Below are 14,423 nucleotides of genomic sequence, written 5' to 3'. Positions count from 1 at the left end.
CTGTGACGGGAGGCGCGGTGCCGGCTGGCACCGCGCCTCCCGTCCGTCCGTGGGGCGTCGGCGCTGGGGGCGCGTCAGTCGCGCGCGGGCACCGGCGGCCCCACGACGAGCAGGCCGGAGAACACCAGGGCGACCGCCACGACGCCGATGCCGATCGACACCACCGGGCGCCGCACCACGAAGAAGAGCAGGCGGTCCCAGAAGCCGGCGGGCCCCTCGGATCCGCGTCGCCACGGCCCCTCGAGCATCCCGCGCCGAGCCACGGCGACCTCGAACGGCACCGTCGCGTACGGCACCACCGCACTCGCCCACCCGAGCACGAGCGCACCGAACGACCACCGTCGGTTCACCGCGACGACGGTCGTCACCACGAGGTACGCCAGGAACACGAACCCGTGCACGCCGCCCCCGATCCGGACGCCCCAGTCGCCGGCGTCGAGGCCGTACTTCAGCACCATCCCGGCGATGAGCATGGTCCAGGTCACGAGTTCGGCGACCGCGGCGGCGCGGAACAGGGAGCGGGGAGTCATGCGGACATCGTCGCGGACGTCTCCCGGGAAAGCCCCGACACTCCGGCGGTCGTATCGATTCGACGACCAGGCGGACTAGCGTGGGAGGCATGTCGACGCCGACCGAATCCCGTCCCCTGAACATCGTCGTCTGGAACGAGAACGTGCACGAGACCCGCGGTGACGCGACGGTCGTCGGGCACTACCCCGACGGCATGCACACCGTGATCGCCGCCGCGCTCCGCGAACACCACCCCGACGCCGACGTGAGCACCGCCACGCTGCAGGAGCCCGACCACGGCATCACCGCCGAGCGCCTGGCCGCCACCGACGTCCTCTTCTGGTGGGGCCACGCCGCCCACGACGAGGTCAGCGACGCCGTCGTCGACCTGGTGGTCGACGCGGTGCACGCGGGCATGGGCCTCGTCGTGCTGCACTCCGGCCACTACTCGAAGCCGTTCAAGCGCCTGATGGGCACGACCTGCTCGCTGAAGTGGCGCAACGACGGGGAGCGCGAGCTCGTCTGGACCGTCGCGCCCGAGCACCCGATCGCCGCGGGCGTCCCGCACCCGATCGTCATCGACCGCCAGGAGATGTACGGCGAGTACTTCGACATCCCGCGCCCCGACGAGGAGGTCTTCCTGTCGACGTTCGCCGGCGGCGAGGTGTTCCGGTCGGGCGTCGCCTACCGCCGTGGCCTCGGGAAGGTCTTCTACTTCTCCCCCGGTGACCAGGAGTACCCGGTGTACCACCACCCGGACATCCAGCGGGTGCTGTCGAACGCGGCCGCGTGGGCGGCCCCCGTGTCCGAACGACGCGAGCTGACCGCCGACCCCCACCCGCGGGACTGGTTCCTCGGCGAGGGTGGGGGTAGACAGGACGGGTGACCCAGCTCGACGCCGCAGCGCACCGGTCGGCCGTGGTCGAGGCGCTCGGCGTCCTCGGCAGCGGTCCCGAGGAGCGCTTCGACCGCATCACCCGCATGACGCAGGAGGCCTTCGGCGTCCCGCTGACCTTCCTCAACCTCGTGCACGACGGGCTCGTCACGACGCAGTCGACCTTCGGCTGGCACCAGGGTTCCAGCGTCCCGGCGAGCGAACAGTTCTGCGCGACGACCGTCCTGAGCCCGGAGCCGCTGGTCATCCCGGACACCACCCTCGACCCGCGGTTCGCCCACACCGCGGCGGTGTAGGAGCACGGTATCCGGTTCTACGCGGGCGCCCCGCTGTCGATGCTCGACGGCACGCGCGTCGGCACGCTCTGCATCATGGATGCCGCTCCGCGCACCCTGGCGGACGAGGACCTCGACCTGCTCCGCGACCTCGCGCACTGGGCGGAACGGGAGCTCGGCCACACGATCGAGCGTGATCGGGTCCGACGGGTCGTGGACGGCCTCGTCCCCGACCCCGTCGAGGTCCCCGGGTACGCGTTGCAGGTCGTGTCGCTCCCCCGCGACGACTCCGGCGACGTCGCGGACTGGCGGATCGCCGCCGACGGCAGCCTGCACTGCACCGTGGGGACCGTCCCGGCAGCCGGTCGCGTCTCGGCCCTCCTGTCCGCCGCGGTCCGGGCAGCCGTGATCGCGCGGACCGACGTCGAGATGGCGACCGCGATGGCCGGACTGGAGGCGCAGATCGCCGCCGATCTGTCGGCCGCCGACACCGTCGGTTCGCTCTTCCACCTGCGGCTCGACCCCGCGTCGGGTCACGCCGTGTACGAGGACGCCGGGCACGGCCTGGCGGCCGTGGTGCGCGCAGACGGTGCTGCCGAGGTCCTCCGGTCGCACGACCTGCCGATCGGCCTGCACCCGGACCAGACACCGCGGACCACGGGTGCGCTGGACCTCGCGTCGGGGGACCGTGTCGTCCTGTGCACCGACGGACTGCTGGCCGGGGTGGGCGAGTTCGACACGCTCATCGGGTGGGCGCGGGGTGCCGACGACGGCGCGGGCCTGACGGACCGCGTGCGTGCCGTCGCCACGGGTGGCACGCTCCTCGTCCTCGCGCGGGACTGAGCGCCGACCGCCTGCGCCCGGGCCGTCAGCGGCGCGCGGGCTTCGCGGTCAAGGACACGACCAGCAGCGTCGCGAGCATGCCGAACCCGGCGAGTTCGATCCCGAGGCCGGCGAGCTGCCAGTACGCGCTCCCCACGACCTGGGGCTGCGTGATCGACTCCGGCCACCACCCGTCGATGAGCGGGAAGAACCCCGGGAACGGATCGAGGCCGAACACGACGAGTCCGCCGAGCAGGAGCACCACCCCGAGCCCCGCCATCGCCCCACGCGACCGTCGGAGCATCCGCGCGACGAGCGCCGCCGCGATGCCGGCCAGACCGACCACGGCGACCGCGAAGGCCAGCACGACGACGGTCTGCGGTGCCAGCGCGACCCAGTCGAGCACGGCGATCGGCAGCAGCAGCCACCGACCCGTCCGGGCCCAGCGCGCGGGGTTCCGCCATCCGTCCATGCCGGGAACCGTACGGCAGCCGACCGGAGAGGTTCCCGGACGTCACCCGGACACCCCCTGGGACGAGAGCCCGACGACGCGGGTCCCCCCATGGACACCCACGTCGCTGGTCCTCCGAGGCTACCGAGCGCCGCCCCGCACGGCTCTCCCCAGTTCACGGGTGTGCGGCACACCCGGCTACCCTGACCCGATGCCTACCCCCGCCGCCGAGGTCGACGTCGACGTCCCGCTCGTCGCCGCCCTGTTGCGCGACCAGCACCCGGACCTGGCGGGCCTCCCGCTCGAGGTCGCGGCGAGCGGCTGGGACAACGTCGTGGTCCGCCTCGGCGACCTGCTCGCCGTGCGGCTCCCCCGCCGTGCGGCCGCTGCGGCGCTCATCGCGCACGAGCAGCGGTGGCTGCCGGAGATCGCGCACCGGGTCGCCCCGATCGTCCCCGTGCCCGACCCGATCCGCACCGGACGCCCGGCGCTCGGCTACCCGTGGTCCTGGAGCGTGGTCCGGTGGCTGCCCGGCGAACCGGCGGGCGAGCGACCGGGCGGTGTCCGCGTCGCCGAGGCGCTCGCCGCGTTCGTCGAACTGCTGCACGTCCCCGCGCCGCCGGACGCTCCCGTCAACCCCGTCCGCGCCGTGCCGCTCGCCACGCGCAGTGACAGTGTCCTGACGCGACTCGCGACGGCGGACGTGCCCCGGGCCCGAGAACTCGCGGCAGTCTGGCGGGCCGCGGCGGCGCTGCCCGCGTACGCCGGGCCTCCCGTCTGGGTGCACGGCGACCTGCACCCCTTCAACGTGCTCCTCGACACCGCGCCGGACGGCGGGACCCGCCTGTCGGCGGTCGTCGACTTCGGCGACGTGACGGCGGGCGACCCGGCCGTCGACCTCGCCACCGCGTGGCTCACGCTCGACCGGGAGGCGCGACGCACCTTCCGAGCGCACGTCACGGCCGACGACGACACCTGGGAACGCGCGCGTGCCTGGGCCGTCTCGATCGGTTCGGCACTCCACCTGTCCGACGACCGCGCGTTCCGCGCCGTCGCGAGCAGGGTGATCGGAGAAGTGCTGGACGACTGAGTCCGCGCGGGGCTATCGTGACCGCACCAATCCGTGCACGTGAAGATCGGAGGGGCCGTCATGACCCTCGAGTTCCGCGTCCAGCACGACGTCGCCACCGACGCCTCTCCCGTCCCGTCCACCCCGACCCGCACCGGCTTCCGCGGGCTCCTCGACCGGTTCTCCGCCCGCCGTTCCGCAGCGCGCGACCGCCGCGTGGCAGCCCGGTTGCAGGAGCTGGACGACCTCGCCCGGCTGCTCTCCGGGGCGCGCGGCGTCATCGAACGGGGGTGGATCCAGCACGCGTGGTTCGCGTACGTCGACGAGCACGGTCGGATGCGGAAGGCCTCCAGTGCCGCGGCGATGGACGTGCAGGGGCGACCCCTCGTCGCCGCGTGCCTGGTCGGCTCGGTGGTCTCCGCTGCCGGAGGACCGCACGCCGTGCACTCGCAGCAGGTCCAGCGCGCCCTCGACCTGGTGTGGCACGCGCTCGCCGTCGACGAGGGGCACCCGGTCCTCTGGTGCCCGGCGCCGGACGTCCGGATGGCACGGGTGCGCGACCTGACCAGCTGGAACGACGCCCCGGCACGGAACGCCGGCGAGGTCGCCGGGCTCCTGCTCACGGCCGAACGCGTCGCCGTGCAGGAGTCGGAGCGCGTCCGCGAGCGTTCGGTGGCACGATCGACGGCATGACGAGCACCGATCCGGTCCCCGCGGTCCACCCGGCGCCGGCAGCACCGACCATCGCGTCGAGCGGGCTGTCGGCACTGTCGGACGAAGGGTCCGCGCGGGGCGTCGACGCCGACGTGCTCAAGCGGACGCTGCACCGGTACCTGCAGAAGCACCGCGCGGCGCTGGTCGCCAAGCTCGACGGGCTCGCCGAACGCCAGGCGCGCTGGCCCGTCACGCCCACGGGGACGAACGTGCTCGGGCTCGTCAAGCACGTCGCGGCCGTGCAGGCCGACTACTTCGGCCTGGTCTTCGACCGTCCCCTGCCGGATCGACCCGACTGGCTCGACGCCGAGGACGGCGCGGACATGTACGCCTCGCTCGACGAGACGATGGACGACATCGTCGCGTTCCACCACCGGAGCGCGGCGCACAGCGATGCCACGATCGAGGCGCTCGACCTCGACGCGATCGGGGTCGTGCCGTGGTGGCCGGAGGACCGCCGGCAGGTGACCCTGCACCGGATCCTCGTGCACATGGTCACCGAGACGGCACGGCACGCCGGGCACGCCGACATCGTGCGCGAGATGCTCGACGGGCTCGCCGGCGACGGTGACGGCAACCTCGCCGAGAAGACGGCCGACGAGTGGGTCGCGTGGCGCGAACACCTCGTCGACATCGCCGAACGGTCCGGACTCCGGAACCTCGACGCATAGCCGACGACCGCTCGGGATCGTTACCGTTCTCCCAGAGTCGATCGGCCGATCCCCCGTTGATCAGGGGTTTCCGGCTTCGTGATTCCGCAGGATCCTGCGCGGTCGACGCCCCTCGATTGTGCAGCGCCCCCGCGCCCTGCGTAGGTTCGAACCCATTCGTGCCCCGATCCGTGGGCCGTTCGGCCGACCGGAGGGGAGCGTTCTGCGCGTGTTCCAGTACATCGGGGAGCGGTGGGACCAGATCTGGTTCGCATCGTGGCAGCACTTCTCACTGGTGGTCCAGTGCACGGTGCTCGCGACGCTCATCGCCGTGGTCCTCGCCACACTCGTCTACCGCAGCGAACGGCTCACCTCCGTCGCGAACGGGGTCTCGGCGATCGGCCTGACGCTCCCGTCCTTCGCGGTCATCGGTCTGCTCATCGTGCCGCTCGGCTTCGGCGTCGTGCCGTCCGTCGTGACGGTCGTCTTCTTCGCCACGCTGCCGATCCTGCGCAACGCCGTCGTCGGCCTCGCCGAGATCCCGCCGACCGTCGTCGAGTCGGCGCGGGGCATCGGCATGAGCCGGTTCCGCACCCTGCTCAAGGTCGAGCTGCCGATGGCGTGGCCGATCATCCTCAGCGGCGTGCGGGTCTCCGCGCAGATGGTCATGGGGATCGCGGCGATCGCCGCCTACGCGCTCGGCCCCGGACTCGGCGGCTTCATCTTCTCCGGGCTGTCCCGCCTCGGCGGCGCGAACGCCCTGAACTCCGTGACGGTCGGGGTGGTGGGCGTCGTCCTGCTCGCCCTCGTCCTCGACCTGCTCCTCCTCGGCCTCGGCCGTCTGACCATCCCGAGAGGTATCCGTGTCCAGCACTGACCCCGCCACCACCACCGTTCCCGACGGCGACGTCACCGGCCGCCGGATCCTGCTCGACGAGGTCACGAAGCGGTACCCGGGCCAGACCAAGCCCGCCGTCGACGGCATCACGCTCGAGATCCCGGCCGGCAAGATCGTCATGCTCGTCGGCCCGTCCGGCTGCGGCAAGACGACCACCCTCAAGATGATCAACCGCCTGATCGAGCCGACCGAGGGGCGCATCGTCGTCGGCGAGGACGACGTCACCGGGATCGACGCGGACGAGCTCCGTCGGCGCATGGGCTACGTGATCCAGGCCGGTGGACTCTTCCCGCACATGACCGTCGCGGCGAACATCGCGATCGTCCCGAAGATGCTCGGGTGGTCGAAGGAGAAGATCGCGGCCCGCGTCGACGAGCTCCTCGACCTCGTCTCACTCGACCCCGACACGTACCGCGACCGGTTCCCGCGCGAACTGTCCGGCGGCCAGCAGCAGCGCGTCGGCGTCGCCCGGGCGCTCGCCGCGGACCCGCCCGTCCTGCTCATGGACGAGCCGTTCGGCGCGGTCGACCCGATCACCCGGCAGCGACTGCAGGACGAGCTGCTCCGCATCCAGGAGGAGCTGCACAAGACGATCGTGATCGTCAGCCACGACTTCGACGAGGCCGTGAAGCTCGGCGACTGGATCGTCATCTTCACCGAGGGCGCGCACATCGTGCAGTACGACACCCCCGAGCGGATCCTGGCGGAGCCGGCGAACGAGTTCGTCGAGAACTTCATCGGGTCCGGCGCCGGGCTCAAGCAGCTCACGCTGAACCGGGTCCGCGACGTCGAGCTCGCCCCGGCGGTGACCTGCTCGCCCGGCGAGGAGACGAAGGCCGTGCTGCAGCGCATGCAGGAGGCCGGCGGCCACGGGCACGCCGTCGTCGTGGACCGACGACAGCGTCCGATCGGGTGGCCGACCCGCCGCCAGCTCGAGCGCCTCGACCGGATCCCGGAGGGCATCGAGCCCGACCTGCCGGTCGTCGGCGGAGCAGCGACCCTGAACGACGCGCTCGACACCATGCTCGTGTCGAGTGCCGGCGCCGCACTCGTCACGGGCCGTGGCGAAGCCTTCCAGGGCGTGATCACGGTCGAGACCGTCATGGACGCGATCACCCGGTCGCGCGCCGCTGCCGCCGAGGAGCAGGCGTACACGCCGGTCGGGACGAACACGAACCCGATCGAGACCATGCCGTCGTCGCCCGTGGTGGCGACGAGCGGGGAGGACCTGTGAGCGCGGTCGCCGCCGGGACGGGCGCCGGCAGCAGCACCGGCTGGAAGGGGCTGCTCGTCCAGCCGATCGCCATCCTCGTGGTGCTCGCGGGGTTCGCGGTCTGGCTCGCGACGGCGGACCTCACGCCGACCGAGCGCAGCACCCTGAACCCGTCCGACATCCTGGCGCTCACCGGGCAGCACCTGGTGTTGACGCTCGAGTCGACCGTGCTCGTGCTCGTGATCGGCATCCCGCTCGGCGTCCTGCTCACCCGCGGGCCCCTGCGCCGGGCGAGCGTGTACGTCCTCGCCGTCGCCAACTTCGGGCAGGCGGCACCCGCAGTCGGGCTCATCGTGCTGCTCGCGGCGTGGCTCGGCCTCAACTCGTGGTCGGCCGTCGTCGCCCTCGTGCTCTACGCGATCCTGCCGGTGCTCCGGAACACCATGATCGGCATCCAGAGCGTGGACTCGCGGCTGGTCGAGGCCGGGCGCGGCATGGGCATGAGCGCGTTCAGCGTGCTCGTGAAGGTCGAGCTGCCGCTGGCCGTGCCGGTCATGCTCTCCGGCATCCGCACCGCGCTGGTGCTGCTCGTCGGCACCGCCAGCCTGGCGACGTTCGTCGGTGCCGGTGGCCTCGGGTTGCTCATCACCACGGGCGTGAACCTGTTCCTGCCGAAGGTCCTCGTCTCCGGGGCGCTCCTGGTGGCGCTCCTCGCCCTGTCCATCGACTGGATCGGCCGCGTGGTCGAGACGGTCGCACGACCGAAGGGACTCCGATGACCCACGCGACCGACGCCCTGCGCGCGACCAACTGTGGGACGCGTGCCGATCCGCGGGGCGCACGCCGCGCCTCCCGTCCGACCGCCCGTCGCCGCATCGCGAGCGCGACGGTTGTGGCCGGCGCAGCCGCCCTCGTGCTGACCGGCTGCGGCCTGCAGCCGGCGACGTCGTTCGTCCCCGCCGCGGACCCCGGTTCGATCCAGCGCATCGACGACCTGCCGGACGGCGCGCACATCACCGTGACGTCGAAGAACTTCACCGAGCAGCTCGTGCTCGGCAAGATCGCGGTGCTCGCCGCGAAGGCCGCCGGGTTCGACGTCACCGACGAGACGAACGTGCCGGGGAGCGTCGCCGTCCGCGAGCTCATGACCTCGCACAGCGCCGACTTCACGTACGAGTACACGGGTACGGCCTGGCTGACGTTCATGGGCCACAGCGAGGGCATCCCGGACAAGACCGAGCAGTGGGAAGCGGTGAAGAAGGAAGACGCCGGCAACGGTCTCACGTGGCTCGAGCCGGCGCCGATGAACAACACGTACGCCTTCGCCGTCCGCGACGAGGCCGTGTCGGAGCTCGGTGGCATCACGACCCTGTCCGACATCACGAAGCTCCCCGTCAGCGAGCGCACGTTCTGCGTCGAGTCGGAGTTCAACTCGCGTGCCGACGGGTTCAAGCCGATGCTCGCGAAGTACGGGCTCGAGCTCGGCGGCTCGGGTGACAACGGCATCCCGACGAAGAACGTCAGCATCCTCGACACCGGGACGGTCTACACCGCGACCGACCGTGGGAAGTGCAACTTCGGTGAGGTCTTCACCACCGACGGCCGCATCAAGTCGCTCGGGCTCACCGTGCTCGAGGACGACGAGGGCTTCTTCCCGGCGTACAACGTCGCGCCCGTGCTCGACTCGGCGACCTTGCAGGAGTACCCGCAACTCGAGGGCATCTACGACCAGATCTCGCCGAAGCTCACCGACGCCGTGCTGCAGGAGCTGAACCGCCAGGTCGACGTCGAGGGGCGGGAGCCCGCTGACGTCGCCTTCGACTGGATGGTGGAGGAGGGCTTCATCACGAAGCCGTGACGCGCTCCCACCGATCGACGACGCCGGCGCCCACAACGGTCCGGTCCGTGCGCTCGAAGCCGAGTCGCGAGAGCGTCGCGGCGACCCGGCGGCCTTCGGAGTCGCCCCGCTCATTGCCGAGGAACCACACCCGGTCGAGGCCGGCGGTCCGCTCGGGGAGCAGCTGAGCCGGCTCACCGTTCGCCCCCCAGAGGTGCCCGTCGCGCGCTGCATCGGTCACCGTGCCGAGGTCGCGCATGCCGTCGAACGCCTGCGGGTAGGCGATCGAGACGAGGTGCGCGTTCGCCCACGGAGCGTCGTCGAGCGAGCCGAACCACACGCCCTCGGCGTCGTCGGAGTTGCGCTGTTCGGCAACCGTCGCGGCGGTCGGTGCCCAGTACCCGTCGGCCTTCGTCGCGGGCAGCCGCAGCGCCACGAGGTTCGGCACCGCGGTCGCCACGAGGAGGGCGCCGGCGAGGACGCGCAGCCACTTGCGACCGAGCGCGAGGACACCGGTCGCGAGGAGCACCGCGACGAACGGCGCACTCATCGACGCGTAGTGGGGCGCGTACGACCGGATGCCGGCCGCCGTGGCGGTGATGAGCAGGAGACTGGGCAGGAACGCCAGGGGCAGGACGAACAGGACCGGGTCGACCAGGGAAGAGCCTGCGCGGACGGACCGGCCGTGCGCGCGACGCCGGTCGAGGACGCGCGACCGGATCGTGGAGAGCACCGCGATGCCGATCAGGGCCCAGGCGACCGGGACGATGGCGAGTGTGAGCACGCCCTCGGGGGAGAAGTCGATGGCGGATCGGAACCACCCGTCCACGACGAAGAAGCGGATCGTCCGGGCGGAGACGGGTTCGATCCACGCGACCTGCCGAGACTGCGACATCAGCGCGACGGCCCAGGGGACCGTGCCGAGGCCGATGGCTCCGGCTACCACGGTCCACCCGGCGAGGGCACGGGGTGCGACACGCCAGGCGGCCAGAGTGCTCCGGCGCCCGGCCGACCGAGCCACGAGCAGCAGGGCGGCACCGTGCGCGACGACGAGCAGGACGAGCCAGAGGTTGAGGAGGACGCCGAGGGCCGCGACCAACCCGTACAGCGCCCATGCCCTGCGGGCCGGAGCTGCCGTGCGTCGTGCAGCCGCGAGCAGCAGCAGGGTCGAGCCGACCGCGGCCAGCATGACGAAGCTGTACATGCGGCCCTCGCCCGCTGCCCACACGACCCGGGGCACGAGGACGAACGCGATCCCGCTCGCGACTCCGAGGCGGGGGCCGCCGAGGGTCCGTCCGAGGATGACGACCAGCGCCGCGGTGACGCCCACGACGACGGCCGAGACGAGGCGGATCGTGAGGAGCGAGTGCCCGAACACCGACGTGATCAGCCTGATCAGGGCGTAGTAGAAGCCGTGGACGGCGTCGATCGTGCCGAGTTCGGTCCAGAGCTCCGGCCAGCCGCGGCCGGTGCTGGTCAGGGTCGCCGCCTCGTCCGACCAGGCGGACGGCACCGTGATGCCGATGCAGGCGACGGCCGTCACGAGCGAACCGATGATCACGGGCTGGGGCCATCGCGCCAAGAATTTCACATATCAAGTGTGATGCGTGCTCCCGCCTGTGTCAACGACTCGAGGCGATGCGGGTCGCGGTGTCACGGATCGTCGCGACGACCCGCGCGCGGACCTCCTCCGGGTCGGACCCCTCGTGGCGGGCCGAACTCCGCAGCCCGGTCATGCACATGCCGAGCAGCATCTCGGCCGCCTGGGGCGTGGCCGCGTCCGGACCCCAGGCCGGATCGCGCTCGAGGATCGTCCCGACCGCGCCCGTCATGGCCTCGGCGACCGTGGTCATCCGGGAGACCTGACGGCGCATGAGTTGCGGGAAGCGCACGATCACCTCCTTCCGGGCGAGCCGCTCGCGCTCGTCGCCGAAGGACTCGCCGAACACCAGGAACGCCAGGTCGACCACGGCCTGTGCCGCCGGCTCCCCCGCGACGGTGGCCAGGTGGGCGTCGAGCGTCTCGGGCGCGAGGTCGAGTTCGGTGTGCCCGAGGACCGCGTCCTCCTTGCTCTCGAAGTAGTTGAAGAACGTCCGGGGCGAGACGTCGGCGCGCGCCGCGATCTGCTCGATCGTGGTGCGGTCGATGTCCTGTTCGAGTGCGAGGGTGCGTGCCGCCTCGGCGATTCGGTGCCGGGTCTCGAGCCGCTTGCGGTCGCGGAGGCCCATCCCGGAGGCGGCCGAGGAGCCGGCCGAGGAGGCAGGAGAGGCGGGCGGGGTGTCGGGCATGGCCCGACTGTAACCGGGCTGTGACGACTTCTACAGCGAACGCAAACTTGCAGTCGTGCAGCGGACAGTACGGTGGGCACATGACCACTCCCGTGCTCGAGGCCCGTGGCCTCGCCAGGACCTACGGCCGCGGCGCGACACGGTTCGACGCGCTCAAGGGGGTGTCGCTGCAGGTCGACCAGGGTGAGAGCCTCGCGATCGTCGGCAAGTCCGGCTCCGGCAAGTCCACGCTCATGCACCTCCTCGCGCTGCTCGACAAGCCGTCGGCAGGGCAGGTGCTCCTCGACGGCACGGACGCTGCCACGCTCAGCGCGCGGCAGGTGAACCGCACGCGGAACAGCACCTTCGGGTTCGTCTTCCAGCAGTTCTTCCTCACGCCGAAGACCTCGGTGCTCGAGAACGTCGTGCTCCCGTTGAAGATCGCCGGCGTCTCCGGTGCCGAGCGGAAGCGCCGGGGCATGGCTGCGCTCGACGCCCTCGGCCTGGCGGACAAGGCGAAGAACGACGCGAACGACCTCTCCGGCGGGCAGAAGCAGCGCGTGGTCATCGCGCGGGCACTGGTTGGCGAACCGAGCGTCATCTTCGCGGACGAGCCGACCGGCAACCTCGACACGAACACCGGGCAGGTGGTCGAGGACATGCTCTTCGGCCTGCAGCGCGACCGGGGCATCACGCTCGTCGTGGTCACCCACGACGAGGAACTCGCCGAACGCTGCGACCGTCGCGTCAACGTGCGCGACGGCCTCATCGTGGGCGGGAGCGACGACGTCGTCGACGCGCCGGCGACCCACGGAAGGCACTCCGCATGAACGTCCTCGACCTCTTCCGCACCGCGGTCGCGAACACGTTCCGGTCGAAGCTGCGCACCACGCTGACGGTGATCGCGATCTTCATCGGCGCGTTCACGATCACCCTGACCTCGGCCATCGGCACCGGGGTCAGCAACTACATCGACACCCAGGTGGCCTCCATCGGCGACACCGGGTCGCTGACGATCACCAAGGCCGTCGAGACCTCGACCGACTCCGGGCCGGCGAAGTACGACCCCGACGAGTCGAGCCAGAGCGTCGACCGCGGACCGGCCTCGTTCGCCTACCTGTCGCAGTCCGATGTCTCGAAGATCGAGGACGTGTCGGGCATACGCACCGTCCGACCGGCCGTCGCGCTGAGCACGAAGTGGGTCGAGTACGACGCGAAGGGCAAGTACGTCGTCGACATCGCGGCGAACGCGGGGGAGCTCGACGCCGACCTCGCCGCCGGGAAGCAGCTCGACGACGCGTCCTCCGCCGGCAACCAGGTGCTGCTGCCGACGAACTACCTCGAGAACCTCGGGCTCGGCAGCGCGAAGGCCGCCGTCGGCAAGCAGCTGACCATCGCCGTCGACGACTACCAGGGCAGGGAACACACCCTGACCGCCACGATCGCGGGCGTGCAGAACGAGTCCCTGTTCGGCGGCGGTGCGGGTGCGAACGCCGCGCTCACCGACGCGATGCAGGCCGCGCAGGAGACCGGCAAGCCCTCGTCGATCGCCACCTCGTACGCCAGCGCCACCGCCACGCTCGACAGCGGCGCGTCGTCGAGCAGCGTGAAGAGCGCCCTGGCGAAGGACGGGTACACCGGCCAGACCATCCAGGACCAGCTCGGGCAGTTCCAGACGGTCATCAACGGCATCGTCGGCGTGCTCAACGCCTTCGCCGTGATCGCGCTCGTCGCGGCCGGGTTCGGCATCATCAACACGCTGCTCATGAGCGTGCAGGAGCGCACCCGTGAGATCGGGCTGATGAAGGCGATGGGCATGGGCGGCGGGAAGGTCTACACGCTGTTCTCGCTCGAGGCGGTGTTCATCGGGTTCCTCGGCAGCGCGATCGGCGCGGGCGTGGCGATCCTGCTCGGCACCGGGATCTCGAACGTCCTCGCCGGCACGGTGCTCAAGGACCTGCCGGGCCTGCAGATCATGCAGTTCGCCCCGTCCTCCGTGATCACGATCATCCTCGTGGTGATGTTCATCGCCTTCCTCGCGGGCACGTTGCCGGCACGTCGGGCGGCCCGACAGAACCCGATCGAGGCGCTCCGGTACGAGTAGGCGCGCACGTGCCTACCTTGGAGGGGTGGCAGCGTTCGGACGGGACCTCGGGGACGGGTACACGCTGACCCTGCGCGACCTCTCCACTGTCCGGCCGCTGCACGAACTCGTCGTCGCGAACACCGAACGACTCCGTGCCGCGGAGCCGTGGGCGTGGCAGGAACAGACCGTCGAGACGATCAGCCTGCACACCGAACACCTGCTCGGCCAGTACGCGATGGACCGCGCGCTCCCCTGCGTCATCCGACAGGACGACCGGGTCGTGGGCGCCGCCTCGCTGGCCTTCGACCCGTACCTGGGGCAGGCGTCGCTCGGCTACTGGGTCGATGCGGCCCAGGAGGGACGGGGTGTCGCCCGGCGTGCCGCCACCGTCCTCGTCGGCGTGGCTCGGGCGCGGGGCGCCGCGCGGGCCGAGATCCGGACGGCGGTCGACAACGTGCGCAGTCGCGGCCTCGCCGAGCGGCTCGGGTTCACCTACGAGGGCACGCTGCACAGTGCGATGCCCCTCGGGCCGGTGCGGGTCGACGTGGCGGTGTACGGCCTCGTGCTCTGAGCGGTCCGGGGGGCGTTCGCGTCCGGGCGTTCGGGCGTCCGCATTCGCGCGTTCGGTTCCGCGCGTTCGGTTCCGGGCGTTCGCGTTCGCGCCCCGCTGTGGTGGGGGGGGGGGGGGGGGGCGGGGGGGGGGCGGCGGGCCGCGGGGGGGGGGGGAGCCGGGGGG

17 protein-coding genes are annotated in these 14,423 nt (G+C 71.6%); 13 read left to right on the top strand and 4 right to left on the bottom strand.

Annotated elements, in window-relative coordinates; all coding sequences use genetic code 11:
* Window positions 1-74: 74 nt before the first annotated feature.
* Window positions 75-530 (bottom strand): DUF3817 domain-containing protein, encoded by a 456-nt coding sequence (locus Q7F20_RS06575; protein ID WP_305739318.1) that lies wholly within the window; start codon window positions 528-530, stop codon window positions 75-77.
* 89 nt (window positions 531-619) lie between these two features.
* Here Q7F20_RS06575 and Q7F20_RS06570 point away from each other — a divergent pair, with 89 nt between their 5' ends.
* The 3 genes from Q7F20_RS06570 (at window position 620) to Q7F20_RS06560 (ending at window position 2,523) form a co-directional block, all read left to right on the top strand.
* Window positions 620-1,396 carry a ThuA domain-containing protein gene (locus Q7F20_RS06570; RefSeq protein ID WP_305739317.1) on the top strand — a complete coding sequence of 259 codons (777 nt, stop codon included), beginning with the start codon at window positions 620-622 and terminating at the stop codon, window positions 1,394-1,396.
* Complete coding sequence (locus Q7F20_RS06565; protein ID WP_305739316.1) at window positions 1,393-1,701, top strand: GAF domain-containing protein; 309 nt, start codon at window positions 1,393-1,395, stop codon at window positions 1,699-1,701. Before Q7F20_RS06570 ends, Q7F20_RS06565 begins: the two co-directional genes overlap by 4 nt.
* Window positions 1,702-1,776: 75 nt before the next feature.
* Complete coding sequence (locus Q7F20_RS06560) at window positions 1,777-2,523, top strand: PP2C family protein-serine/threonine phosphatase (RefSeq protein ID WP_305739315.1); 747 nt, start codon at window positions 1,777-1,779, stop codon at window positions 2,521-2,523.
* Window positions 2,524-2,548: 25 nt separating this feature from the next.
* Here the strand turns inward: Q7F20_RS06560 and Q7F20_RS06555 are convergent, their stop codons facing one another.
* A complete protein-coding gene (locus Q7F20_RS06555; RefSeq protein WP_305739314.1) occupies window positions 2,549-2,974 on the bottom strand; it encodes a hypothetical protein in 426 nt (141 codons plus the stop codon).
* Window positions 2,975-3,164: 190 nt separating this feature from the next.
* Between Q7F20_RS06555 and Q7F20_RS06550 the strand changes: the two genes are divergently transcribed.
* The 7 genes from Q7F20_RS06550 to Q7F20_RS06520 all read left to right on the top strand — a co-directional run bounded on the left by Q7F20_RS06550 (window position 3,165) and on the right by Q7F20_RS06520 (window position 9,355).
* Complete coding sequence (locus tag Q7F20_RS06550; protein ID WP_305739313.1) at window positions 3,165-4,043, top strand: phosphotransferase; 879 nt, start codon at window positions 3,165-3,167, stop codon at window positions 4,041-4,043.
* 60 nt (window positions 4,044-4,103) lie between these two features.
* Entirely contained in the window at window positions 4,104-4,715 is a 612-nt protein-coding gene (locus Q7F20_RS06545) for a hypothetical protein (RefSeq protein WP_305739312.1), read from the top strand.
* Entirely contained in the window at window positions 4,712-5,407 is a 696-nt protein-coding gene (locus Q7F20_RS06540; RefSeq protein WP_305739311.1) for a DinB family protein, read from the top strand. The genes Q7F20_RS06545 and Q7F20_RS06540 overlap by 4 nt, the downstream gene beginning before the upstream one ends.
* Window positions 5,408-5,615: 208 nt before the next feature.
* Window positions 5,616-6,263, top strand: a complete 648-nt coding sequence (locus Q7F20_RS06535) for an ABC transporter permease (protein ID WP_305739310.1) — start codon at window positions 5,616-5,618, stop codon at window positions 6,261-6,263.
* Complete coding sequence (locus Q7F20_RS06530; protein WP_305739309.1) at window positions 6,250-7,518, top strand: ABC transporter ATP-binding protein; 1,269 nt, start codon at window positions 6,250-6,252, stop codon at window positions 7,516-7,518. The genes Q7F20_RS06535 and Q7F20_RS06530 overlap by 14 nt, the downstream gene beginning before the upstream one ends.
* The gene (locus Q7F20_RS06525; protein ID WP_305739308.1) at window positions 7,515-8,276 is read left to right on the top strand and encodes an ABC transporter permease; all 762 of its coding nucleotides are present in this window, start codon (window positions 7,515-7,517) and stop codon (window positions 8,274-8,276) included. Before Q7F20_RS06530 ends, Q7F20_RS06525 begins: the two co-directional genes overlap by 4 nt.
* A complete protein-coding gene (locus Q7F20_RS06520; RefSeq protein ID WP_305739307.1) occupies window positions 8,273-9,355 on the top strand; it encodes a glycine betaine ABC transporter substrate-binding protein in 1,083 nt (360 codons plus the stop codon). Before Q7F20_RS06525 ends, Q7F20_RS06520 begins: the two co-directional genes overlap by 4 nt.
* On the opposite strand, the gene Q7F20_RS06515 is transcribed toward Q7F20_RS06520, so the two are convergent.
* Both Q7F20_RS06515 and Q7F20_RS06510 read right to left on the bottom strand, forming a co-directional pair.
* The gene (locus Q7F20_RS06515) at window positions 9,342-10,916 is read right to left on the bottom strand and encodes a glycosyltransferase family 39 protein (protein WP_305739306.1); all 1,575 of its coding nucleotides are present in this window, start codon (window positions 10,914-10,916) and stop codon (window positions 9,342-9,344) included. The two genes, Q7F20_RS06520 and Q7F20_RS06515, sit on opposite strands and share 14 nt — an antisense overlap.
* Before the next feature lie 40 nt (window positions 10,917-10,956).
* Window positions 10,957-11,622: a TetR/AcrR family transcriptional regulator gene (locus Q7F20_RS06510; protein WP_305739305.1), complete on the bottom strand. Its 666-nt coding sequence runs from the start codon at window positions 11,620-11,622 to the stop codon at window positions 10,957-10,959.
* 80 nt (window positions 11,623-11,702) lie between these two features.
* On the opposite strand from Q7F20_RS06510, the gene Q7F20_RS06505 reads away from it, so the two are divergent.
* The 3 genes from Q7F20_RS06505 to Q7F20_RS06495 are packed head-to-tail and all read left to right on the top strand — an operon-like array spanning window position 11,703 to window position 14,258.
* On the top strand, window positions 11,703-12,431 hold the full coding sequence (locus Q7F20_RS06505; RefSeq protein ID WP_305739304.1) for an ABC transporter ATP-binding protein: 729 nt from the start codon (window positions 11,703-11,705) through the stop codon (window positions 12,429-12,431).
* A complete protein-coding gene (locus tag Q7F20_RS06500) occupies window positions 12,428-13,705 on the top strand; it encodes an ABC transporter permease (protein WP_305739303.1) in 1,278 nt (425 codons plus the stop codon). The genes Q7F20_RS06505 and Q7F20_RS06500 overlap by 4 nt, the downstream gene beginning before the upstream one ends.
* A gap of 25 nt (window positions 13,706-13,730) precedes the next feature.
* On the top strand, window positions 13,731-14,258 hold the full coding sequence (locus Q7F20_RS06495) for a GNAT family N-acetyltransferase (protein ID WP_305739302.1): 528 nt from the start codon (window positions 13,731-13,733) through the stop codon (window positions 14,256-14,258).
* Window positions 14,259-14,423: the final 165 nt, after the last annotated feature.

This window comes from Curtobacterium sp. A7_M15 (assembly GCF_030705415.1).
In the GTDB taxonomy this organism is placed as follows: domain Bacteria; phylum Actinomycetota; class Actinomycetes; order Actinomycetales; family Microbacteriaceae; genus Curtobacterium.
Note: the sequence above shows the minus strand (reverse complement) of the source record. Positions and strands in the feature narration are given on the sequence as shown.

Bases quoted from the DNA above. Each gene is read 5' to 3' on its own strand.
- Q7F20_RS06575 (WP_305739318.1), bottom strand. From the start codon at position 530: ATGACTCCCCGCTCCCTGTTCCGCGCCGCCGCGGTCGCCGAACTCGTG.
- Q7F20_RS06520 (WP_305739307.1), top strand. From the start codon at position 8,273: ATGACCCACGCGACCGACGCCCTGCGCGCGACCAACTGTGGGACGCGT.
- Q7F20_RS06550 (WP_305739313.1), top strand. From the start codon at position 3,165: ATGCCTACCCCCGCCGCCGAGGTCGACGTCGACGTCCCGCTCGTCGCC.
- Q7F20_RS06570 (WP_305739317.1), top strand. From the start codon at position 620: ATGTCGACGCCGACCGAATCCCGTCCCCTGAACATCGTCGTCTGGAAC.
- Q7F20_RS06545 (WP_305739312.1), top strand. From the start codon at position 4,104: ATGACCCTCGAGTTCCGCGTCCAGCACGACGTCGCCACCGACGCCTCT.
- Q7F20_RS06540 (WP_305739311.1), top strand. From the start codon at position 4,712: ATGACGAGCACCGATCCGGTCCCCGCGGTCCACCCGGCGCCGGCAGCA.
- Q7F20_RS06510 (WP_305739305.1), bottom strand. From the start codon at position 11,622: ATGCCCGACACCCCGCCCGCCTCTCCTGCCTCCTCGGCCGGCTCCTCG.
- Q7F20_RS06500 (WP_305739303.1), top strand. From the start codon at position 12,428: ATGAACGTCCTCGACCTCTTCCGCACCGCGGTCGCGAACACGTTCCGG.
- Q7F20_RS06505 (WP_305739304.1), top strand. From the start codon at position 11,703: ATGACCACTCCCGTGCTCGAGGCCCGTGGCCTCGCCAGGACCTACGGC.
- Q7F20_RS06555 (WP_305739314.1), bottom strand. From the start codon at position 2,974: ATGGACGGATGGCGGAACCCCGCGCGCTGGGCCCGGACGGGTCGGTGG.
- Q7F20_RS06560 (WP_305739315.1), top strand. From the start codon at position 1,777: ATGGATGCCGCTCCGCGCACCCTGGCGGACGAGGACCTCGACCTGCTC.